This window comes from Gordonia sp. PvP123, from assembly GCF_040547295.1.
Lineage (GTDB): Bacteria > Actinomycetota > Actinomycetes > Mycobacteriales > Mycobacteriaceae > Gordonia > Gordonia terrae.
This window is the reverse complement of record NZ_JBEPPN010000006.1, coordinates 20,598-41,863: the sequence shown is the minus strand read 5'-3', so window position 1 is coordinate 41,863 and position 21,266 is coordinate 20,598. Positions and strand designations below refer to the sequence as shown.

20 protein-coding genes are annotated in these 21,266 nt (G+C 67.5%); 10 read left to right on the top strand and 10 right to left on the bottom strand.

Annotation, left to right across the window (positions count from 1 at the left end; translation table 11 throughout):
- Positions 1-4: 4 nt before the first annotated feature.
- Positions 5-1,477: a DHA2 family efflux MFS transporter permease subunit gene (locus ABIC25_RS12720; RefSeq protein WP_354561722.1), complete on the top strand. Its 1,473-nt coding sequence runs from the start codon at positions 5-7 to the stop codon at positions 1,475-1,477.
- On the opposite strand, the gene ABIC25_RS12715 is transcribed toward ABIC25_RS12720, so the two are convergent.
- The gene (locus ABIC25_RS12715) at positions 1,474-1,893 is read right to left on the bottom strand and encodes a DoxX family protein (RefSeq protein WP_004022390.1); all 420 of its coding nucleotides are present in this window, start codon (positions 1,891-1,893) and stop codon (positions 1,474-1,476) included. The two genes, ABIC25_RS12720 and ABIC25_RS12715, sit on opposite strands and share 4 nt — an antisense overlap.
- Before the next feature lie 196 nt (positions 1,894-2,089).
- Here ABIC25_RS12715 and ABIC25_RS12710 point away from each other — a divergent pair, with 196 nt between their 5' ends.
- The 3 genes from ABIC25_RS12710 (at position 2,090) to lon (ending at position 5,370) form a co-directional block, all read left to right on the top strand.
- A complete protein-coding gene (locus tag ABIC25_RS12710) occupies positions 2,090-2,272 on the top strand; it encodes a hypothetical protein (protein WP_101821200.1) in 183 nt (60 codons plus the stop codon).
- A gap of 61 nt (positions 2,273-2,333) precedes the next feature.
- Complete coding sequence (locus tag ABIC25_RS12705; protein WP_354561720.1) at positions 2,334-2,960, top strand: VOC family protein; 627 nt, start codon at positions 2,334-2,336, stop codon at positions 2,958-2,960.
- A 64-nt stretch (positions 2,961-3,024) separates the two neighbouring features.
- Positions 3,025-5,370, top strand: coding sequence for an endopeptidase La (lon, locus tag ABIC25_RS12700; protein WP_354561718.1), 2,346 nt, complete (start codon positions 3,025-3,027; stop codon positions 5,368-5,370).
- 70 nt (positions 5,371-5,440) lie between these two features.
- On the opposite strand, the gene ABIC25_RS12695 is transcribed toward lon, so the two are convergent.
- From ABIC25_RS12695 to ABIC25_RS12680, 4 genes are all read right to left on the bottom strand, one after another.
- Positions 5,441-7,225 carry an HNH endonuclease signature motif containing protein gene (locus ABIC25_RS12695; protein WP_354561716.1) on the bottom strand — a complete coding sequence of 595 codons (1,785 nt, stop codon included), beginning with the start codon at positions 7,223-7,225 and terminating at the stop codon, positions 5,441-5,443.
- Positions 7,226-7,314: 89 nt separating this feature from the next.
- The gene (locus tag ABIC25_RS12690; protein WP_354561714.1) at positions 7,315-8,862 is read right to left on the bottom strand and encodes a class I adenylate-forming enzyme family protein; all 1,548 of its coding nucleotides are present in this window, start codon (positions 8,860-8,862) and stop codon (positions 7,315-7,317) included.
- A gap of 10 nt (positions 8,863-8,872) precedes the next feature.
- Positions 8,873-9,805, bottom strand: a complete 933-nt coding sequence (locus ABIC25_RS12685; protein ID WP_354561713.1) for a hypothetical protein — start codon at positions 9,803-9,805, stop codon at positions 8,873-8,875.
- The gene (locus tag ABIC25_RS12680) at positions 9,790-11,007 is read right to left on the bottom strand and encodes an aromatic ring-hydroxylating oxygenase subunit alpha (RefSeq protein ID WP_435529083.1); all 1,218 of its coding nucleotides are present in this window, start codon (positions 11,005-11,007) and stop codon (positions 9,790-9,792) included. Before ABIC25_RS12680 ends, ABIC25_RS12685 begins: the two co-directional genes overlap by 16 nt.
- Positions 11,008-11,179: 172 nt before the next feature.
- On the opposite strand from ABIC25_RS12680, the gene ABIC25_RS12675 reads away from it, so the two are divergent.
- Positions 11,180-11,812 (top strand): TetR family transcriptional regulator, encoded by a 633-nt coding sequence (locus tag ABIC25_RS12675; RefSeq protein WP_064570343.1) that lies wholly within the window; start codon positions 11,180-11,182, stop codon positions 11,810-11,812.
- Between the two features lie 25 nt (positions 11,813-11,837).
- Here ABIC25_RS12675 and ABIC25_RS12670 read toward each other — a convergent pair whose 3' ends face one another.
- Positions 11,838-12,656 carry a DUF1353 domain-containing protein gene (locus ABIC25_RS12670; protein ID WP_248643799.1) on the bottom strand — a complete coding sequence of 273 codons (819 nt, stop codon included), beginning with the start codon at positions 12,654-12,656 and terminating at the stop codon, positions 11,838-11,840.
- Positions 12,657-12,728: 72 nt separating this feature from the next.
- A complete protein-coding gene (locus ABIC25_RS12665; protein WP_248643798.1) occupies positions 12,729-13,328 on the bottom strand; it encodes a TetR/AcrR family transcriptional regulator in 600 nt (199 codons plus the stop codon).
- A 101-nt stretch (positions 13,329-13,429) separates the two neighbouring features.
- On the opposite strand from ABIC25_RS12665, the gene ABIC25_RS12660 reads away from it, so the two are divergent.
- From ABIC25_RS12660 to ABIC25_RS12640, 5 genes are read left to right on the top strand one after another with little or no spacing between them, the layout of a single operon-like run.
- On the top strand, positions 13,430-13,957 hold the full coding sequence (locus ABIC25_RS12660) for a DUF4242 domain-containing protein (protein WP_248643797.1): 528 nt from the start codon (positions 13,430-13,432) through the stop codon (positions 13,955-13,957).
- Positions 13,958-13,962: 5 nt separating this feature from the next.
- Positions 13,963-14,997, top strand: coding sequence for an acyl-CoA dehydrogenase family protein (locus tag ABIC25_RS12655; protein ID WP_248643796.1), 1,035 nt, complete (start codon positions 13,963-13,965; stop codon positions 14,995-14,997).
- On the top strand, positions 14,973-15,707 hold the full coding sequence (locus ABIC25_RS12650) for an ABC transporter ATP-binding protein (protein WP_420871498.1): 735 nt from the start codon (positions 14,973-14,975) through the stop codon (positions 15,705-15,707). Before ABIC25_RS12655 ends, ABIC25_RS12650 begins: the two co-directional genes overlap by 25 nt.
- Positions 15,704-16,867 carry an ABC transporter substrate-binding protein gene (locus ABIC25_RS12645; RefSeq protein ID WP_248643795.1) on the top strand — a complete coding sequence of 388 codons (1,164 nt, stop codon included), beginning with the start codon at positions 15,704-15,706 and terminating at the stop codon, positions 16,865-16,867. The genes ABIC25_RS12650 and ABIC25_RS12645 overlap by 4 nt, the downstream gene beginning before the upstream one ends.
- On the top strand, positions 16,864-17,652 hold the full coding sequence (locus ABIC25_RS12640) for an ABC transporter permease (protein ID WP_354561708.1): 789 nt from the start codon (positions 16,864-16,866) through the stop codon (positions 17,650-17,652). Before ABIC25_RS12645 ends, ABIC25_RS12640 begins: the two co-directional genes overlap by 4 nt.
- Before the next feature lie 13 nt (positions 17,653-17,665).
- Here the strand turns inward: ABIC25_RS12640 and ABIC25_RS12635 are convergent, their stop codons facing one another.
- Genes ABIC25_RS12635 through ABIC25_RS12625 form a run of 3 tightly spaced genes read right to left on the bottom strand, consistent with a single transcriptional unit; the run spans position 17,666 to position 21,176 of the window.
- On the bottom strand, positions 17,666-18,913 hold the full coding sequence (locus ABIC25_RS12635; RefSeq protein ID WP_354561706.1) for a sulfotransferase family protein: 1,248 nt from the start codon (positions 18,911-18,913) through the stop codon (positions 17,666-17,668).
- Entirely contained in the window at positions 18,910-20,031 is a 1,122-nt protein-coding gene (locus tag ABIC25_RS12630) for a DUF1214 domain-containing protein (RefSeq protein ID WP_354561705.1), read from the bottom strand. Before ABIC25_RS12630 ends, ABIC25_RS12635 begins: the two co-directional genes overlap by 4 nt.
- Positions 20,028-21,176, bottom strand: a complete 1,149-nt coding sequence (locus ABIC25_RS12625; protein ID WP_354561703.1) for a hypothetical protein — start codon at positions 21,174-21,176, stop codon at positions 20,028-20,030. The genes ABIC25_RS12630 and ABIC25_RS12625 overlap by 4 nt, the downstream gene beginning before the upstream one ends.
- Positions 21,177-21,266 lie beyond the last annotated feature (90 nt).

Genomic DNA, 21,266 nt, shown 5'->3' with positions numbered 1-21,266 from the left:
ACAGATGACCGACCCCAGCCCGGCCGCTGCCGAGTCCCGTGGGGTGCCGGCCGCGTCACGGGCGGGCCGGTGGCTGATCGTCGCCGCGGTTCTCGGTTCGGGCGTCGCCTTCATCGACGGCACCGTGGTCAACGTCGCGTTACCCGCGATCGCGCGCGACCTCGACACGGGTCTGCGCGGCCAGCAGTGGGTGCTCGACGGGTACCTGCTCACCTTGAGTGCGCTGTTGCTGATCGGTGGCGTCGCCGGCGATCGGTACGGGCGTCGACTGGTGTTCGCCGGTGGTCTGGCGGTGTTCGCGGTGGCGACCGTCGCGTGCGGGCTGGCGCCGACCGTCGAGCTCCTCGTCGCCGCGCGGATCGTGCAGGGGATCGCCGCGGCCGCGGTGGTGCCGGGCAGTCTGGCGCTGATCAACGCCGAGATCCAGCCCGCCGATCGAGGTGCCGCGGTCGGACTGTGGGCCGGCATGTCCGGCGCGACCACCGCGCTCGGACCGTTCCTCGGCGGCTGGCTCGTCGACGCTGCGTCGTGGCGGTGGACGTTCCTGCTGAGCGTTCCGCTCGCGCTGGGCGCGTTGTGGATCGTGATCCGGCACGTGCCCGAATCGCGCGGCACGCCGTCGAGCGCCCGGTTGGATGTGGCGGGTGCGCTGGCGATGACCGTCGGGCTGGCGGGCGTGATCTACGCGCTGATCGAGGGGCCGTCGAACGGGTGGAGTGGCGAGACGGTCGCCGCCGGGATCGTCGGTGTCGTGTCGCTCGCGGGTTTCGTGGTGATCGAGTCACGGGTGGCCGCGCCGCTGCTGCCGCTCAGACTGTTCCGCTCATCGCAGTTCACCGGCGCCAACCTGACGACGCTGCTGGTCTATGCGGCGTTGGGCGGTGCGCTGTTCCTGCTGGCCCTGCAACTGCAGCAGAGTCTGGGGTACTCGGCGTTCGAGGCCGGCGCGGCGATGTTCCCGAGCACGTTCATCATGCTGTTCGGGTCGCCGTTGGTCGGCACGCTGGCCCAGCGCACCGGCCCGCGATTGCCGATGACGGTCGGTCCGCTCATCGCGGCCGGCGGGTTCGCGCTGATGTCCCGGGTGGAGCCCGACTCGGGGTATGTCGACGCCGTACTACCGGGCGTGCTGCTGTTCGGTCTGGGGATGACGGTGACCGTCGCGCCGCTCACCTCGGCCGCGCTCGCCGCCGTCGACGACGCGCTCGCCGGCACGGCGTCGGGCGTGAACAACGCGGTGGCGCGTCTCGCGGGACTGCTCGCGGTGGCGGTGCTGCCGGCCGTGGCCGGGATCGACGCGGGTCCCGGCGATCCTCTCGGCGACGGCTTTCGGGCAGCGATGTACATCTGCGCGGCGTGTTGCGCGGTCGGCGGCATCGTGGCGGCGTGCACGATCCGCTCGAGCACCGAGGTGCAGCCGCAGATACGTGCCGGCGTGGACGCCGCGTGCCAGGACGCGGCGACCCGGGCGGGTTAGGTCCGGCGTTCCCCGGTGCCGGCCGCGATGGCCCAGATCACGAGGAGCGGCTGAAAGAACAGTCGCGTCAGGCGCTTCTGGTCGGTGTCGAGGCCGAAGGCGTCGATGTGCTCGACGTACTGGTTGATGTTGCCGGGGAAGATGGCGACGAAGAATGCCGCGACGATCCACGACACCACCTTGCGGTGGCGGGGCAGCGCGATCAGGGCTGCGCCCAGGGCGATCTCGACGCCGCCCGAGGCCAGCACCACGAAGTCCTTGCTGAACGGCACCCAGTCGGGGACCTGCGCCTGGAACTCCTCACGCTGTGCGGTCAAATGACCCACACCGGCGATCGCCAGGATGGCGCCGAGCGCGATGCGGGCGATGGCCCGGCCCAGCGGCTGGCGAGTGGTCGTGGGGGTCAGGATCGACATGCAGGCTCCTCGGATGGGCGTCGGCTCGGTTCTACCGCACTTCGTGGCGAGCCGGGTTTCGGACGGCCGACGGCGCCGAGTTCGCGTCGGCGTGAGTCTTGGCGTCGATTTCTGGCACAGAAGTACTTACTTGTGATTGAGTGTTGTGACTCCGACCACTTGGCCGGGATTGCTCTTCAGTACGCAGGGGACAGCCATGACACTCGACACCGCACCGTCACACCACTTTTCCGCGTCGTGGGTCGACTCCGTGTCCGGCGCGCTCAAGGGTGCTGCGGGAGTCGTCGTGACCACTGCGGCATTTCTCGTCGCCGTCGCGGTCCTGGTGATCGCCCAGGTCGTCGTGGTCGCCACCCGCGCCGCGGCCGATCTCACCTGAGGTTCGCGACCGGTCAGGAATCGAGAAGCCTCCGGGCGGGTCGGCGTCTTAGCGTCGAAGCATGACGAACATCAACGCACTTACACTCGAAGTTCCCGACATTGCAACGGCGCAGACGTTCTACGACAAAGCTTTCGGACTCGGCGACCGGCTGCGCTTCCGCACCGGAGACTCACCGACGTCGGGCTTCCGCGGCTTCGTGGTCTCCCTGGTGGTCACCGACCCGACGGTCGCCGACTCCTTCCTGCAACCGGCGATCGAGGCCGGCGCCACTGTGCTCAAACCCGCCAAGAAGTCCTTCTGGGGGTACGGCGGCGTGGTTCAGGCGCCCGACGGCACGATCTGGAAGGTCGCCAGTTCCTCGAAGAAGCCGAGCGGCGCACCCGAGCGCAAGGTCGACGATCTGGTCCTGCTGCTCGGCGTCGACGACGTCGCGGCGACGAAGGAGTTCTACGGGAGCCGCGGATTCACCGTGGCGAAGAGCTTCGGCCGGAAGTACGTGGAGTTCGAGAGTGAGCAGAACTCGCTCAAGCTGGCGCTCTACGGGCGGAAGGCCGCGGCCAAGGACGCGGGCGTCCGGCCGGACGGTTCGGGTTCCCATCGGCTGGTGATCGGCGGCGACGCCGGGGAGCTGACCGATCCGGATGGGTTCGAATGGGTCGCTGCAACCCGTTCGCTCCTGGCATAAATCGCTCGGGAACAAGATTCCTGCCACCTGGGTTGAGTCGGTCAGACTTAACTCTGGAGGTTTCATGTCGCAGACATATTCACTGCCGGTTCTCTTCGTTCCCGACGTCGTCGTGCTGCCCGGCATGGTCGTGCCCATCCCGCTCGACGATGCCGCGCAGGCCACGGTCGACGCCGCCCGGGCGAGCGAGTCCGGGAAACTGCTGGTCGCGCCGCGTCTGGACGACCGGTATCCCACCTACGGTGTCATCGCGTCGATCGTTCAGGTCGGCCGCATCCCGGGCGGCGGCATCGCAGCCGTCGTCAAGGGTGAGCAGCGCGCGCAGATCGGGACCGGGACACCTGGTCACGGTGCGGCGCTGTGGGTCGAGGTGACCGAGGTCGACGTCGTCGACGTCACCGACGAAGACCGTGAACTCGCCGGCGAGTACAAGAAGCTCGTACTGGCAATGCTGCAGCGCCGCGAGGCCTGGCAGCTCATCGATGCCGTCAACAAGATGTCCGATCCGGCGGATCTCGCCGACACGTCGGGCTACGCGTCGTGGCTGTCCGACGAACAGAAGCGCGAGTTGCTCGAGACGCCGGTGACCGCGGCGCGGTTGCGCCTGCTCATCGAGTGGACGGGCGATCATCTCGCCGAGTCCGAGGTGACCGAGAAGATCGCCGAGGACGTCCGCGCGGGGATGGACAAGCAGCAGAAGGAATTCCTGCTGCGCCAGCAACTCGCCGCAATCCGCAAGGAGCTCGGCGAGGACGAGCCCGAGGGCGCCGACGACTACCGCGGCCGTGTCGAACAGGCCGACCTGCCCGAGAAGGTGCGCGAGGCCGCACTCCGCGAGGTGGGCAAGCTCGAACGCGCCAGCGACCAATCGCCGGAGACCGGATGGATCCGTACCTGGCTCGACACCGTCCTCGACCTGCCGTGGAACACTCGCACCGAGGACTCCACGGACGTCAAGGGCGCGCGCGAGATCCTCGACGCCGACCACCACGGCCTCGACGACGTGAAAGACCGCATCGTCGAATACCTGGCGGTGCGGGCCCGTCGCGCCGAACGTGGCCTGCAGGTCGTCGGCGGACGCGGGTCGGGTGCCGTCATGGTGCTCGCCGGTCCTCCCGGCGTCGGCAAGACGTCGCTCGGTGAGAGCGTCGCCCGGGCGCTGGGCCGCAAGTTCGTGCGCGTCGCCCTGGGCGGTGTGCGCGACGAGTCGGAGATCCGTGGTCACCGGCGTACCTACGTCGGCGCGCTGCCGGGCCGGATCGTGCGGGCCATCGGCGAAGCGGGATCGATGAATCCCGTTGTGCTGCTGGACGAGATCGACAAGGTGGGCTCGGACTACCGGGGCGACCCGGCCGCCGCGCTGCTCGAGGTCCTCGACCCCGCGCAGAATCACACCTTCCGCGATCACTACCTCGATCTCGACCTCGACCTGTCGGACGTGCTGTTCCTCGCGACCGCCAACGTCATCGAGAACATCCCGTCGGCCCTGCTCGACCGCATGGAACTGGTCACGCTCGACGGGTACACCGAGGACGACAAGGTCGCCATCGCCCGCGACTACCTGCTGCCCCGGCAGGCCGAGCGCGCGGCGCTGACCCCCGACGAGGTGACCGTCACCGATGCGGCACTACGTGAGATCGCGGCAAACTACACCCGTGAACCCGGTGTGCGACAGTTCGAACGGCTCCTGGCCAAGGCGCTCCGCAAGGCGGCGACCAATCTCGCGGTCGCAGCGGGGGACGGGGGCGAGAGCGAACCCGTCACCATCGACGAGCCCGACCTGCGCGACTACCTGGGCCGGCCCAGGTTCACCCCGGAGTCGGCGGAACGCACTGCGGTCCCCGGCGTGGCAACGGGTCTCGCGGTCACGGGCATGGGCGGCGATGTGCTCTTCATCGAGGTCAACGCGACCGAGGGCGAGCCGGGTCTGAAGCTGACCGGCCAGCTCGGCGACGTGATGAAGGAGTCGGCGCAGATCGCGCTGTCGTACGTGCGGGCACACGCCGAGCAACTCGGCGTCGACCCGAAGGCGCTCGACAAGACCATCCACGTGCACGTTCCGGCCGGAGCGGTGCCCAAGGACGGTCCGAGTGCCGGCGTCACCATGGTCACCGCGCTGGTGTCGATGGCGACGGGACGTCAGGTGCGCAGCGATGTCGGGATGACCGGCGAGGTCACGCTCAACGGGCGCGTCCTGCCGATCGGTGGGGTCAAGCAGAAACTGCTTGCCGCGCAACGCAACGGGCTGAAGACCATCTTCATCCCGCAGCGCAACGAGCCCGACCTCGACGATGTGCCGGCCGAGGTGCTCGACGCTCTCGACGTGCGGCCGATGACCGACGTCGCCGAGATCGTTGCGCAGGCGCAGGCGCTGGAGCCGGCCGTCGGCGAGCAGGTCAGCGCGGCCTGACCACAGGCACTATCAGTCAACACCCCGGCGGGTGCGTGGACCACCACGTTCCGCCGGGGTGTCGGCCTTGTCAGAACGGTGGCGGGTCGTCGTCTCCTGTTGGCGGTTGATGGTGGGCTGCTTCGGTCCGGGCCCGTCGATTCTTGTCGCGCTGTGTCTTGTTGCGGGCACGCTCTTCTCGCCGCTTCGCGTGTTTCGCGGCGGTTCGTTCGGTGATCGTGCGTGGTGGTCGGCCGTGGTGGTCGGGCACGATGATCCGCGGTGTCGGTGGGGCTTTCGCGGCTTGCTCGAATCGGATGCGACGTAGGTTCGGGAAGAGATCCTCGAGGGTTTCGGCCACGCCGGGGATCACGAAACCTTCCGGCGTCACGAATTCGGTGACCAGACGGCCCTCGTCGTCGCGGTACTGCACATCGGTCCAATCCCCGTGCGTCTTGTGCAGATGACCGGCGCGGCATTTGGCGTTGAGGTTCTCACTCGAGGTCGCGCCGCCGCGGGCAGGCCGGGCGTGGTCGTACTCGGCGACGTGATCGACGTCGGCGGTGAACGCCGAACGCGTGCACCCGGGTTCGGTGCAGTAGCCGTCCCGTACCCGCACGAACTCGGCACACGCACTCGTCGGCCGGTACGGGTCACCCGGCAGGGCACCTGGATAGACCATTAGGATCTCCGACGACGTCGACGGTGTGGCCGGAGCCGGGGGTGTCGACGCATCGCCACTACGGCCGGTGGCGGTGTCCTCGGTACCCTGCGGTGGCGCGGTGATGTTCGCGCTTCGCCCGGTGTCGTCGTCGAATCCGCCCTCACCGCTCCCGGCTGGTCCGCCGGCGACGACATGCGACGGTGGTGTCCGCACCGGGGTGACCGGTCTGGTCGTCGCGTCAGGCCGGGCGGCGAGATCGCGCACATGCTCATCGCAGATCACCCCGTGCCCATCGACCCAGCCGGGCCCGGACCCGCCGGCCAGGGTGGCGGCGTCGGTCACGACATGGATCACGACCTCGGTACCAGCTGTCGCACCGGCGGGGGCGGCAGGATTGAACGGTGGTGCGGTGCAGTCGGAGTGATCGCACGCGCACGCGAACGCCGTTCGGGTGAGCAACGCGTATGTGGCGTCGGACTTTCGTTGCCCGAGGGTGCGTCCATCCCTGTCACAGACCGACGCCGCGAGCGCGCGCACCGACGCCTGGGACGCGCGGATGTTCTCGGCGGCCATCACCGCGGTGATCTCACCGGTCCCGTCACCGTGGTTCTCGGTCCACACGCCACGGTTGTCCAGCGCCTCGCGGCGCCGTTCGCGGACCGCGTCGGCGTCATGGCCGAAGACCAGACGGTCGATCATGTCGCGCAAACCTGACGTCGACCACGACCCGGACCGAAAGCGCAGCAACTCGGCGATCGATTCGTCGAGCACCTCGATGATCCGACGACTGTCAGGGTCGGCGGGGTCGAGCAGGTGGTCATCGGCCACCAGGTGGGTACGGCCGATGATCTCGCGGATCTGGTGCGGCCCGATGATGCCGTCGCGCAACGTCTCCAACACCCGCGGCAACCGGTCACGCAGACACAACGCCTCGTCGACCAGCACCCCGGCGCGGTAGCGGCTGATCCCGGCCTCCCGCGAGACCCGGGCCACGATGTCACCGAAACCATCAGAGATGTAGCTGTTGCCAACCGAATTCAACAACCGGCCGCATAGCACCAGGATGGTCTGATAGCGGCACCACGCCAGATACGACTCCCCGGCACGGATCGATCCCAAACGTTGCATGTGGGTGGCGGTGTCGGCATCGGCCGGGCGGGCAGGATCGACCCCGGCGAGGAACTCGCCCGGCAGATCGGTCCATGGCCCCAACAGTGACTCCCCCAAGACGCTGCAACCCGATCGAAACGACCGGCCCAACTGATGAGTCCAAGGTAAACCCGACCACCGACAAGAACCGATCAGGCGCTGCCCTGCAATGCGTCCGCAGAGACCGGGATGGCCCACGACGGCAGGTCGGCGTATCGGCTCCGGAGCGGCGCCTTGTCGATCTTCATCCCGGCTGTTCGCGGAAGCGGGTCCGCGACGAATTCGACGTACCGGGGGGCCTTGAACCGGGCGAGGCGGGATCGGCAATGTGTGACGACGTCCTGTGCTGACAGCCCTCCGCCGGCGCGGAGCAAGACCGCCGGGGCCTCCCCGAACTGCGCGTCGGCGACGCCGATGACCGCGACCTCGAGGACGCCGTCGAGTTCGAGGATGACGCGTTCGAGTTCGGCCGCATAGATGTTGATACCGCCGGAGATGATCACGTCCTTGATGCGGCCGACGATGCGCAGCAGACCATCCTCGTCTCGTTCGGCGACGTCACCGGTGCGCAGCCAGCCGTCGACGAAGTTGGCGCTCGTCTGCTGCTCGTCACGCCAGTACCCGGCTGCGAGCCCGGGCCCGGAGATCCAGATCTCACCGGCTTCGCCTGCGGCGCACTCATTCCCATCAGCGGTTCGTACTGTGAAGGTGTTGAGGATACCGCCGAGTCCCACGCTGTCGGGGTGATGGATCGCCATCTCGACCGTTGGCACGGTGGCGTTCGATTGAGACTCGGTGAGGCCGTACACCTGGCGGAGTCCGATCCCCTTCGCTGCCCACGCGCGGATCAGTTCGGTGGTGACCGGGTTGCCGCCGGTGAATGCCACGGTCAGCGAGCTCAGATCGGCATCGGTGAACTCCGGGTCCGACGCCATCTGTTCGTAGAAGATGGTGGTGGCGCCCAGGTGGGTGATACCGCTGTCGCGGATGAGCGAGAGGGCCACCCGAGGATTCCAGTCAGGGAGAAAGACGGCGCTGCCACCGAGCACGAGTGGGGCCAGGAATCCGTTGAGCAGGCCGGCGCCGAAGGCCATCGAGCTCACGTTGAGCGACCTGACACGCATGAATCCGGGCTCTTGGAGGCACCATTCGAAGAACGCGTTCGTCAGCGAATCATGGGTGAACACGACACCTTTCGGTGATCCGGTGGAACCGGAGGTGGACAAGATCGCAACCGGGGCGTCGCCGGCGACCGTCAGGTTCTCCCGAGTCACCGGCGTCGACGGTGCGGTGTCGAGGGCCACCGCCTCGAGATCGGTGACCGGAGTCGCGATGTCGCGGTCCGCGACCACCGCATCGACTGCCGGCCGGAAAGCCTCCGCGGCCACGATCAGACTGGGTTCCAGTGCGGCGATGGCCTGGGAGAGTTCGACCGGACCGTTGCGCTCGTTCAGCGGGCACAACACCGCGCGGGTCTTGATGATCCCCACGGCGACCACCGCCCAGTCGGCGGAGGGCCGACCGATGATCGCGACCCGATCCCCGGCCTGAATCCCCTGGGCGGCAAGGGACTCCGCGACTCGCTCGGAGCGATCGTGCAGTTCACGTCTGGTGAGCGCCGACCCGTCGCATTCGATGACCGGAGAGTCGGGTTGCCGGATGACCCAGGCCGACAGGGGGCGCAGGATGTCGTGGTTCATGGTGAGTCCTTCACTTGTGGGGTGTGACGAGGTCGGGTGCTATGTGCAGAGCAAACGCAACATCGGTGCGGTCGTGGTGAAAGCCGGCGTATCTGAGCGCTTCCAGCAGAGGTCGGTGATCGGTCGCGGCGGTGACCTCGATCTGAGCGGGATCGCGGTCGCGTACCAGTGGAGCTGCTGCGCCGATGATGTCGTCGAGCGTGGCGGCGAGAGGTTCGGCACCGGGGCGTACGCCGAGGATCGTCAAACGGGTTGTCTCGGAACCCTGTTCCACAGTGAAGTATCCGGCGGTCGTGCCCGCACCACGTGTGGCCGCATAGACGGCGGGTGCCGGCCCGGTGTCGAAGTGCTGCCACACCGAGTGGGTGTCGCCACCGCCGATCTCAGTGCCGCAGGGGACCGGGCGGATGCCATCGGCACCGATTGCGGGCGGCGGCCTCAACGGCGAGTGGGGCACCAGCACATCTCTTTGGGCGACAGTCCTCGCGCCGAATCGGGCTGCGGCCCGCAGCGCGGCGGGATGTGACCCGAAGGCGCAGGCGACGATATCGGCGTCGAGTCCCGAAGTGCAGTGGCGACTGTGTCTCAGCGCCTCGAAAGCCGCAGTGATGACGCCGGTGGAACGGAAGTCCGGGTCGACGACGGCGCTCATGACGATCGGACCGCCGGCAGCGGTCGGAGTGAAGGTGAGGACGGCGGCGAGGGCGGCGTGGTCCGTCCGCGGCGCTGTCCACCGGCGCAACCGCGTGCGGACCTCGACGGTGCGGGATGACACCGGGTGTCGTCGTGTCTCGCTGGTGGTCGTGGCAAAGCTCATCTCCGCATCGACGCGGCGCGCACGGTCCAGCAGCTCTCGCGCATCTTCGACCGGAGGGCCGTCACGCCAGTTCAGCTCCACCAGATCGGAGACGTCGGTGTCGGGACAGCCTACGTCGACGGCCATCGGGTGTCCTCGGTGTCGCTGATCAACCGGTCCACTTCACGTCGAAACAGATGGCTCGCAATCTCATTGCGGCCCAGAAGCATGGTCCCGGCATCGAGACTCGAGAGCGCAGCTTGCGAACTGTCCAGGATGGGAAAGTCCTCGTCGTGCAGGATGGACACGAGGAGGCCCCAGTTCTTGTCCCATCGACGCTGCCAGTGTTCGGGTTCGAGCCCGCTGTCCTCGATGCTGGGTGCCAGGATGCGCATCTCCATGATCGAGCGGTTCGGATCCCCGCCGACGGGTCGGAATGTCAACAGCTCGAAGTGGGTGGCGTGCTTGAGCAGCATCGTGTTCGGCGCCAGGAAGCAACTCTCGATGGTGTGCGCTTCCATCGCCGGGCTCCATTCCACCTCGGCGCCGATGAACTGGTCGATGGTCTTGCGTGCGGTCAGGAACCAGAACGACCGTCCGAAGTCCTCGAGGGTGACGGCGTTGGTGTGCAGCATCTTTCCGGCGGTATTGGGATGCGCGTATTTCACGTGATAGTTGTCGAGGAAGCCGTCTTGCATGATCTTCCAATTGACCGGGCGCTCATAGGGATGCGGGTCGACACTGACGAGATCGGCGATTCGGTACTCGGACATCAGTGCATCCATCTCGGGTCCGAGCCAGGCTGCGACGTCGATGTCGCGGTTCGCGTTGTCGACCACCCAGACGAATCCATGCCGCTCTTCGACCGGAAGCTCCACCAAACCCGACTTCGAACGGTCGAATTCGCCGAAGGTGCTGTCCAATGTGACGGTCCGAAGAGTGCCGTCCGGGCTGTACGACCACCGGTGGTACGGACACGAGAACAGGCGACATGTCCCCGACTTCTCGGTCACCAACTGGGCGCCTCGGTGACGGCAGGCGTTGATGAAGGCCTTCACGCCTCCGTCGCGCTGACGTACCACGACGATCTTGTTGCGCGGCAGATCGATCGAGAGGAAATCGTTGCGGCGTGGAATCTCGGACGAGTGCGCGACGATGAACGGGACCTCGCCGAAGATCCGATCGCGTTCGAGTTCGGCCCGCACGGGATCGTGATAATCGATCGCGTCGAAACGCTGGATCTCGGCGACCTGATCGGTTGCTTTTCCATCGAGATGGCCGAGCAGGGCCCGTAGGGCACGAGTTCGCCGGTCCTGGATCGTCTGTAGTTGAGCATCGACGACTGCCACTGCCCACTCCTCTTCTAGGTGATTGCGATGTCGCTCCGGGTGATGGCGCGACGGACGGTTCAAGGTGGCTGTGAGCTGCCTCACTCGTTAAATAAACTAGTGCCGTTAGTATAAATCGTCAAGAGGGTGTCCGCGTACACTCTCGGTGTCGAGGCAAAGGAAGTAGGAGTCCATGGGCCGGAAGCCGATGATCCAGCGCGAGAACGCTGTTCGAGCCGCCCTGGACATCATCGACGCCGATGGGCCCGGGGCGTTGAGTCTGGAGAAGATGGCTGCGAGGTTGGGCGTCCGCTCGCCGTCGCTGTACAACCACTTCAGCGACAAGGCGGAGATCCTGTCAGCTGTCGCTCGCCTCGTCGTGTCGGAGACGCCGCGGCAGCCCGACCCCGATGACGGCGAGGACTGGCAGCAGTGGCTCGTGAGTGCGAGCGTGCTGTTCCGTCAGGCCTTGCTCGCCCATCAGCGGGCGGTGCCGATCGTCGTCGAATACTTCCCCCGGGGGCTCCTGGAACGGCTGTATGCCGAACATTGCCGAATCCTGGGACTGTCTGGCGTGCCGCTCGACTCGCAGATGTTCATCCTGGAATCAGTCCATCGGATGACGATCGGCTCTGCGATGTGTGTCGCCACCGGGCGGCCGGCGATGGCCCCGTTCGAGAACCCGGAGCAGTTCGATCCTGATCTGGCCGGTTCGATGGAGGGTGCCCGCTGGACCGATGAACGTCTGTTCGTCGAGATGGTGACGGTTTTCCTCGCCGGAGTCGCTCGTCGGTTCGCCGACCCCGACGAGGCTTCCGTGGGCTGATGTGGCGCGATCGGGGCTGCGCCGGTCACCGAAGCCCGACGGTGCGAGCGACATTCTCCGACAACAGATACAGCGCATAGGCGAAGTACGCCACGATCGCCGCGGGGAGAACCCACAGGGCGGCCACGGCCGCAATGAGACTCGCCGCCCACTGCCGTCCCCACAGCGGCGCGGCGACGAAGATCATCAGCAGAGCGAGCGCGAGCGAGATCGACGGCGACGACGTCGGCGATGACCAAGCGGAGAGCAGTGCCCCGCTCGAACCGACCGCCGTGCCGATGCCGACGACACTCAGCAACAACCACACGACCACACTGAGGCGTCGCCATCCGCCGGCGACCCACCGCGTACGGAGCGCCACCGCCGACCACATGATCCACCGCTTGAGCCACGGAACCCCGGACGTTCGCATCATCTCGCGGAAGAAGCGGTCGGACAGGGTGTCGCTACCGAGCGCGCCGGAATTGGGGGTGCCCGTGATGAGTTCGTCGTGAATCAGGGCCGCCAGGGAATGCAGACCGTAAGGGTTCTCGAACCAGCGCAGGAACTGGGGGATCGAGGCGAGGTCGGTCGGGTTGTCCTCGCGGGGGAGGAACGTGCGGGCGGTGTCGACGGCCCTGAGCGCCTCGGCCTTCGTCGTGCCCCGATCGACCAGTTGTCCGACGAGGTACTCCTCGACGGCGGGTTCGTGGTATCGAAAGGCATTGCGCACGAAGAACTGCCGTTCATCGATCTGCACGATGTCGACATCACCCTGCCCGGTCGGATCGTCGACGACGAACCCCGACTCGGGAGCCACCCGCCACGGCACCCATCGCGGATCGCTCGGTGTGGCTGCGTTCATCACCACCTCCGCGTCGACGGGATGCATCGACGGTAGCCCTGATGTCCCCCGCCAGGGTGGGGAACGCCGGGCTCACCCGATGGTGCGGTCGAGCAACGCCTCCACCAACTGCTTCCCGGTCTCGATGGGAGCGGTGGAGCGTGCCATCTTCGACCCCGAGAGCGCACCGTCGTAGACCACCTGGATCTGTCGCGCGGTCGTGTCGGGCTCCGGGTCGCCGAGTGTGCCCAGGTTGTCGCCGAGGGTGTCGAGCAGCCACGCACGATGCGCCGTGATGGGAGGCAGATCGGTGTCGGGGAACTCGGTCGCGGCATTGGCGTACTGACAGCCGCGGAAATTGCGAGTCGGGGCCCCGGCGATGGCCAGGTCGAAGAAGGCCAGGATGCGCTCGCGAGGATCGCTCATGGCCTTCGTCGCCTCGAACCACCGGTTTTGATCAGCCTGATCCAAACGTTCCAGATAGGCCACGACCAACCCGTCCTTCGAGCCGTAGGCGTTGTACAAACTCGCCTTGGCCACGCCGGAGGCACGCAGCAGCAGATCGATGCCGACCGACCGTATGCCCTGTGCGGCAAAGAGTTCGGTCGCGGTGGCGAGCAGTCGGTCGGCCGGGCTGCCGGGCCCGGCAGCAGCGGTCGCGCGGCCGGTGCTCGCCTGTGCGGGTTTGCTCACATCGCCAAGCGTAAACCACGAGAGCCCATAGACAGACCGGTCTGTCTATGCCAGGGTCGGTCCGGTCACCAGCGGGCACACCGACGCAGAAAGGCTCAGCCATGGCGCTCTTCCTCTACGAACTCGAACCTGCCGACAGTGATGCGGGCACAGTCGAGGAACTCATCAAAGGACTCGACGCGCATCTCCGGACCGCCGGCGGCGAACTGATCGAGACGCAGGTGACCGAAGGCGCCGCGAGGTTGTTCGCAATCGCGGAGTTCGAGGGGTGCCGGGCCGTGGGCCTCGACGAGGTCGAGGCCCTCCGGGGGATCGTCGCTGCCGGTCCGGACGAGGTCCGGCTCGTCGGCGCGGACCTGGACGAGCTGAAGAAGGCGCGCCCGACCGCCGGCTATCTCGTCGAGTGGGACATCCCCGAAGCCATCGACATGGAGACCTACCTGGCCCGCAAGAAGGCGAACTCGCCGAAGTACGCCGACGTCCCCGAGGTCAGCTTCCTGCGGACCTATGTCCGCGAGGACACCGACAAGTGCCTGTGTTTCTACGACGCCCCGGACGAGGCAGCCGTCCGTCACGCTCGCGAGGTCGTCTCGACCCCGGTGGATCGCCTCCACCGTCTGCAGGGCTGACCGGTATGGCGCCGACGTTGACCGATGAGCTCGGCGAGGTCGTCGCGTCCGTGGCCGATCGTGCCCGCGACCTCGACGCCGGCCACACCGACACCCGGGTCGACATCGCCGCGGCCGGTGCGGCCGGCCTCCTGGGCCGGGGCGTGGTCGACGGGTCGCTGGCGTCGATGATCGACGTCCTCGAACGTGTGTCGGCGGTGAGCCTGTCGGCCGGATTCTCGCTGTGGGCTCAGCGGATGGCGATCGAGTACGTCGCCCGATCGCCGGAGCCGTTGCGAGAGAGACACCTCGCGTCACTCCTCAGTGGCGAGCGGATCGGTGTGACGGCCATGGCGGCAGGTCTGAAACAGGTGGCCGGTCTCGGCGAGGTACCCATCACGGGGCGTCGCGGCCGGGCGGGCGTGGTGGCGACGGGGCCCATCCGCTGGGCGTCGAACGTCTACGACGAGTCGCTGATCGTCCTGCCGGTGCGCACCGGCGACACGACCCTCGTCGGTGTCGTCGACGCGGACGCGCCCGGTGTCGAGATCCGTTCCGCGCCGGACCTGATCGGTTTGGGATCCACAGCCTCGACGTCCCTCGAGCTCGTCGACGTGACGATCGCCGCGGAAAGCGTGATCTCCGATGACTTGACCGCGTTCGTCCGGGGGATACGACCGGTCTTCCTGCTGCTGCAGTCCGCATTCTGCAGCGGAGCCATCGGTGCCGCCCTCGACGGTGCCGTCGGGTCGCTGGCCGGGGTCAACGAGGTTTTCCGCGCCGAATTCGACGACCGGACTGCCGAATTCGAGTCGATACGGGCACGTCTTGCGACCTTCGCCGCCGATCCGACGACACCGTCGCCGGCCGATCTGATCCGATTGCGCCTCGACGCCGCCCGTACCGCGGTGGCGGCCTCCCGGCTCGAGGCGACCGTCCGCGGCGGTGCGGGTTATGCGACCGCGAGCGCCACCAACCGGCGGTTCCGGGAGACAGCTTTCATCCCCATCCAATCACCTTCGGAAGGACAACTGCGGTGGGAACTCGCGCAGTTCGAATAGTCGGTGGCCGCAAAGCCTTTCGCGGCACATCTGTGTTGACGGGCATCGACGTCACCGTCGAGGACGGGGAGTTCGTGGCCGTCCTCGGCCGCAGCGGCAGCGGAAAGACCACGCTCTTGCGTGTGCTCGCCGGTCTCGAGACCCTCGATGCCGGCAGCCTGGAGTGGCAGGACACCTCGGGCGGCGCGCGACCTCACACGGGGGTCGTCTTCCAGCGAGCGCTGCTGATGCCGTGGCTGACCGTGGCGGAGAACATCCGGTTCGGACGACGATTTGCCGCGCACCGTGCGTCGTTCGAGAACGACTACGCACTCGGTCTGCTGCGCCGCTTCGGGCTCGACGGTCTCGCCGACCGCTATCCCGATCAGCTGTCGGGCGGTCAGGCGCAACGCGTGGCGATCATCCGCGCGGCGGCGATCCGGCCCAGGTTGCTCCTGCTCGACGAACCGTTCAGCGCCCTCGATCCGGCCGTGCGCGGCGAATTGCGCAGTTGGCTGGCCGAATTGGCCGCCGAACTGGGAATCACCGTCGTCCTCGTCACGCACGACGTCGACGAGGCGCTCGAACTCGCCGACCGGATCGTCCTGCTGTCCGAGGCGGGTCGGATCGGTGGGGAATGGCGGCTCGAAGCCGGTCTCGGCCGCGCCGATCCCGACCGGCGCGCGGAGATCCTGACGCACTTCGGTCACCAGGTGGGGCAGCAGGTGTGAACGCGCCCATCTCACGCCGACTGCTTTTGGCCGGGGTCGGTGGTCTCACCGTGGCGGGCGGCATCGGCGGCGTCGTCGGTCTGGGCCGGGCCGCCACGGCAGCGCCACCGAGTGCGTCCGATGCGCTGCGGGTCGGCTACCTCCCGATCACAGATGCGGCACCGCTTCTCGTCGCACACGCCGCGGGGCTCTACGACCCGGCGGCGGTGAGTTCGACGAAACCCGTGCTGTTCCGGAGCTGGTCCTCGCTCGCAGAGGCCTTCGTGACGCGCAAGGTCGACGTCGTCCATCTGCTGATGCCGATGGCGGTGGCACTCCGCTACGCGATGAAAAGCCCTGTGCAGGTGTTGGGCTGGAATCACACCAACGGATCGGCGCTGACCGTGGCGCCCGACATCGTCGACCTCGAGCAACTCGCCGGCGCCCAGGTGGCCATCCCGGCGTGGTGGTCGATCCACAACATCATCCTGCAGCGGATGTTGCGGACCCACGGACTGCGGCCGGTCATCCGTACCGGGGCGTCCCGAGGTGACAAGACCGTCGAACTGATCGTGATGAGCCCCTCGGACATGGTGCCGGCGTTGGCGAACGGATCGATCGGCGGCTACGTCGTGGCCGATCCGTTCAACGCGATGGCCCAGGTACGCAAGATCGGCCGTATCCACACCTTTCTCGGCGACGTGTGGCGCCAGCACGCCTGCTGCGCGCTCCTCGTCCACCAGGCGGCCATCGACGAACGCCCCGCGGCGGTCCAATCCCTCGCTGACTCCGTGGTTGCGGCACAGCACCACATCGACCTCGATCGTCCCCGAGCCGCCGCGGAACTCGCCGGCGGGTATCTCCCGCAACCGAAACCGGCCATCGCCAAGGCGCTCACCTACGACCCGGCCGACTTCGCCGTGAGCAATGTCGATTGGCAGCCGCAGCGACTCGGATTCCAACCCTTCCCGTTCGCGAGTTTCACCGAGCGGCTCGTCACCGAGATGGACAACACCCTCGTCGACGGTGATCGGCGCTTCCTCGGGCGCCTGGATCCGGCCACCGTCCACGCCGACCTCGTCGACGACCGATTCATCCGTAGCGCCATCGGAACGCGCGGTGGTGCGGCCGCTCTCGGACTACCCGCCGATCTCACGAGAACCGAACAGGTGACGCCATGACGCTGCTGACCCAGGACGAGACCGCGGCGGCCCCGCGCCGGCGAACCGGCTCCTCCGTCGCCCCACCGCTGATCGCGATCGCGGTGCTCGTCGCGATCTGGTGGGCGACGACCACAGTCGTCCCCGCTGCGGACTCCCTCGCCCGCCAGTTCGCCCCGCAACAGGTGTTCCCGGCGATGCTGGAACTCCTCGATCGCGGGGTGTTGCTGCCCGACATCGGACTGAGCCTGTGGCGGTTGTCGATCGGACTGCTGATCGCCGTCGTGCTCGGGTTCCCGCTGGGCCTGCTGATCGGGCTGAGCCTGACCGCGGAGCGCGCCGCGAACCCCATCGTCGCCTTCCTGCGGATGATCTCGCCGCTGTCGTGGGCTCCGGTCGCGGTGATGGTGTTCGGGATCGGAAACGAACCGGTCATCTTCCTGATCGCCATCGCGGCGATCTGGCCGATCGTCATCAACACGGCGGCCGGCGTGAAGTCGATCGACCCCGGTTTCGTCGAGGTCGCGCGATCGTTCCATGCCACCCGAACCGAAGTCCTCACGGCCGTGGTGATCCCGGCGATCCGCGGCAACGTGCAGACCGGCATCCGCGTGGCGCTCGGCATCGCCTGGGTGGTTCTGGTACCCGCCGAGATGCTCGGCGTGCGTTCGGGTCTCGGCTACCAGATCCTCAACGCCCGCGATCAGCTCGCGTACGACCAGGTCGCCGCTCTGATCGTGGTGATCGGCATCCTCGGCTTCGTCCTCGATGCGGGTGCCCGGTTGGTGCTCACCCGACGACGCTGAACCTCTGGGGTTGTCACCGCTGGACGGTCAGGGCATCGGTGTAGAACGCCATCCGTTCACGGAGTGCGTCGGGGTCGATGCCGAACTCCTCGGGTGTGTACCGGTGTCGGCCCTTGCCGTGGCGGGGTTGCGCGGCTTCGTGTTCGGCGAGCAGTGTGGCGACGTCCGGCGGGTCGATCCCGGCCGCGGCGTAGACCCGGCCGACCGTGGTCGCGGGGCTCGCCACCAGGTCCCGGTAGTCGAGGTCCAGGATGGTCGCCGACGCGGCCGCGGGCGAGGACCGGAAGTCGAGTGCACGCCGGAACCACCGTTCGGACTGCTCGACCTGGAATCGTCCGACATCGTGGCCGTCCACCTCGTCGCTGTAGGTCGACCGGTAGGTCGCGAACAGGCTGGCCCCGGATGCCACGGTCTCCACGATGTCGCGGTGCAGGTGGACGATGCAGACACCCGGATACGTCGAGGCGAGGTGAGCGAGTTCGGGAGTGTGCGCGGGCGCCTTGAGCAACCAGCGACGGGCCGACCCGTCGTCGAGGATCTGCAACATCGTTCGATGGGCGTCGTACTCGGCGGCGAAGTCCTGGGTCGCGAGCCACGTGGCGTAACCATCGAGGCGCATCGTCGAGGCGAATCCCCAGTTGCGCATGGTCGTTCCCATGCCGAGGACGCACTCCTCGGGGAGGGCCGGGCCGGAGTCGTGCACCGCCGCCATCGACGGGTTGAGCACGTGCAGGGGATTCGGTTGACGTGCTTGGTCGTCGACGGAACGCTCGAGCTCTTCCGAGGTCATCCGGGCGGCCCGCCAGGGCGCGTACAGCTCCAGCGGACGCGGTGCCCGCAGCCGTGGGTCGCGGGCCAGGAGGCGGAACAGGAACGTCGTCCCGGTGCGCCACCCACCGATGATCACGATCGGTGGGGTGAGGGACCGTTGCGCCACAGCGGGATCGGCCCGCAGCGTCTTGTCGAAGATCGCTCGGGCGCGCAGCTTCCCGACAGCCGCGTCCTGGGCGTGGCGAATCCCGACCGCGTTCAGTCGACCGTCCGCGTCTGCCGACTCGAGATACCGCTCCAGGCCCGGTCGCCACTGAGAGGGATCGCCCAGCCCCTCGATGCCGTGCTCACCCGTTGCTCGTTCGACGAGCCGGTCCGCGATCTCGGCGCCGAGCCGGTAACGGTCGGGATCGGCCGCGCGGTCCGCCTCGGCCGCAGCGTAGATGTGCTGTGCTGTCTCGGTGCGCTCCGGCGGCACCCAGCGCGTCATCGAGGATCTCGCAGTTCATCGAGCCCGACGACCCGGGCTGAGGGAAGGGTGGGGGTGTCGACGGGCTGCAGAAATCGCATCACGACGATGCCGAATTCCCTGCCCTCCGTGTCGATCCAGTCCGCGGAACCCGGATCCTCGGGGTGTGGATTCTCGGCGGCGACGACGAAACGGTACCGACCGTCGGTGACGGTTGCGGTGCCGCCCGTGTAGGAGACAGGCCGGTAGCGGAAGTCGAGCGAGTTCAGGAATCGACTGTAGGCGAGGATGTTCCAGTATCGGCAGTCGACCACGTCCCCATCGATCACCAGCGCCTGCCCGGGTTCGAGCTGCCAGCCGCCCCGGAGGTAGTGGATGCCCGGTTCGGTGAACACCGCGCCGCCCGACATCTCCGACCAGTGCCGCATCGTGTTCGGTGGGTTGCGGTCGTCCTTGGTGGACACCTCGAAGATCGTCGGCAGCATCGACGTCATGGTGCCGAGCGTGCCCAACTGAGTGCAGAACTTCGTCGGGTCGAGCGGTGGCGGGGTCGGTGGATCGGCGAGTGGTTCGATGCTGCATCGTCCCGCCTCGCCGTGGGAGACGTCGTCGTGGAAGAAGCGCACCCAGATCACCGAGGACTTCTCGGGCAGATCCAGATGGTCTGCGCCGCAGTCCATCCCGGCATCACCGCCGACGAGGATCTCGAACGACCCGTCGTCGTCGAAGACGATCGTGTCGCTGTCGATCCGGGCGGTCGACTCCGAACTGATGCCGCCCGAACCGATACCTCCGGTGCGTCGGTAGGCGGTGATCGAAACGTAGACGGCGTCGCCGCGATTCCCGCGGATGCGATATGACCGATCGCTTCGCACGTCGGCGACCCAGTAGCGGAAATCCGGGTTGTCCATCAGGAACTTGTGACGCCACCCGTTGAACGACACCAGTTCGGGCCGTTCTCGGTCGACGTCGAAGCGGGACAACTGATTCGACAATCCGCGGATGAGGGCGCGATAACCATCGGCCTGTTCGAGCGGGCTGAGGCCGGCCGTGTCCGAGGCGAGCTTGTCGCCCGCGGTCCGGAGCGCATCGACGAGACCGTTCCACGCCTCGACCTCGGGTCGCGTCGAGTCGCTCACGAGAGCCGGACCCGGTCGTCGTGCTTGTAGTGCGGGCCGATGTCGTCGATGAGCACTCCCGGCTCGGCGGCCACGACCGCGGGAATCGAGTCGAGCACCGCTCGCACGGATGCCGTGGTGATCGGATTCGTGTGGCCCGCACCGACACCGAACTCCATCTGGGTGCGGATCTCGGCCGGCTCGCCGCTCACGACGAGCGTATAGGCGATCGGACTGGTGAACCCGCCGAAGGGGAGATCGTCGCCGCGGTAGACGACGTCTGCGGCGGCAAGGTACCAGCATTCCTCGTTGGTGAAGAAGTGGTGATCGCCGAGGTATCCGCGATGGGTCAGGTGCAGCGCAGCCGCGGTTCCCTTCTTGATGGTTGTCTTGCCGACCTGGGCGTCGGCGGCGGCGGGAAGAGCCCGCAGCGACGTCTCGACGCGGACCTCGGAGCTGTCCGAACCGTAGAGCGCATGTGCGACGTTGCCGGTGAGGTCGCCGTAGTAGAGATCGCCCCCGCGGGCGACCGGCGAATCCGGGCCCAGGGACTCGAGGTCGGCGCCGAAACCCAGTGCGCCGAGACCGCCCCACATCGAGCCCGCGCTGGTGAAGTCGACCGCCTCCACCGATCGGACGTGGCTGACCGACGACATCGCCGTGGCCATCGTCATCGCCAGCCGTTCGACGATGAACGTGGGATGGACGCCGGTCCCGTGCAGCGTCGAACCGCCCTTCTGGCATGCCTCGAGCAGCTGCTGCGGCGACTTGCGGAACGGGCTCATCCAGTTCGGCATCGACACGTTGTGATAGGCCGCGGTGGCGACCACGTTCTTCCCCGACGCGAGCAGGTCGACGACGTCGTCGTCGAGGCCCTTGAGCACCGCGGCCGGCGCAGGTGTGACCACGACACAGTCGACGTCGAGTGCCTTGATCGCGTCGCGGTCGGTGGTGGCCGGAACCCCGATGGGGTCGATGCGCACCAGCTCGCCGATGTCGCGGCCGTCCTTCTTCGGATTGTGGACGAGTGCGCCCGCGATGTCGAAGGCGGGATCGGCGACGGCGGCGCGGATGATCGCGCCCCCGACCTCACCCGGTCCCCACACGGCGATCCGTAGAGGACGTTCGGGCGAAGCGGCGTCGGGGAGTGGCGGGCGTGGCGTCATCGGCCGTCCTCGAGTCTTGTGGGGCGCCGCGTTGACGGCTGCTCCAAGTTGAATCACATGGTTCCTGTTGAAATCTGCCGTGCCGACCCC

Coding starts and splice junctions, on each gene's coding strand:
- ABIC25_RS12720 (WP_354561722.1), top strand. CDS start 5: ATGACCGACCCCAGCCCGGCCGCTGCCGAGTCCCGTGGGGTGCCGGCC.
- ABIC25_RS12715 (WP_004022390.1), bottom strand. CDS start 1,893: ATGTCGATCCTGACCCCCACGACCACTCGCCAGCCGCTGGGCCGGGCC.
- ABIC25_RS12710 (WP_101821200.1), top strand. CDS start 2,090: ATGACACTCGACACCGCACCGTCACACCACTTTTCCGCGTCGTGGGTC.
- ABIC25_RS12705 (WP_354561720.1), top strand. CDS start 2,334: ATGACGAACATCAACGCACTTACACTCGAAGTTCCCGACATTGCAACG.
- lon (WP_354561718.1), top strand. CDS start 3,025: ATGTCGCAGACATATTCACTGCCGGTTCTCTTCGTTCCCGACGTCGTC.
- ABIC25_RS12690 (WP_354561714.1), bottom strand. CDS start 8,862: ATGAACCACGACATCCTGCGCCCCCTGTCGGCCTGGGTCATCCGGCAA.
- ABIC25_RS12685 (WP_354561713.1), bottom strand. CDS start 9,805: ATGGCCGTCGACGTAGGCTGTCCCGACACCGACGTCTCCGATCTGGTG.
- ABIC25_RS12675 (WP_064570343.1), top strand. CDS start 11,180: ATGGGCCGGAAGCCGATGATCCAGCGCGAGAACGCTGTTCGAGCCGCC.
- ABIC25_RS12670 (WP_248643799.1), bottom strand. CDS start 12,656: ATGAACGCAGCCACACCGAGCGATCCGCGATGGGTGCCGTGGCGGGTG.
- ABIC25_RS12660 (WP_248643797.1), top strand. CDS start 13,430: ATGGCGCTCTTCCTCTACGAACTCGAACCTGCCGACAGTGATGCGGGC.
- ABIC25_RS12655 (WP_248643796.1), top strand. CDS start 13,963: ATGGCGCCGACGTTGACCGATGAGCTCGGCGAGGTCGTCGCGTCCGTG.
- ABIC25_RS12640 (WP_354561708.1), top strand. CDS start 16,864: ATGACGCTGCTGACCCAGGACGAGACCGCGGCGGCCCCGCGCCGGCGA.
- ABIC25_RS12635 (WP_354561706.1), bottom strand. CDS start 18,913: ATGACGCGCTGGGTGCCGCCGGAGCGCACCGAGACAGCACAGCACATC.
- ABIC25_RS12625 (WP_354561703.1), bottom strand. CDS start 21,176: ATGACGCCACGCCCGCCACTCCCCGACGCCGCTTCGCCCGAACGTCCT.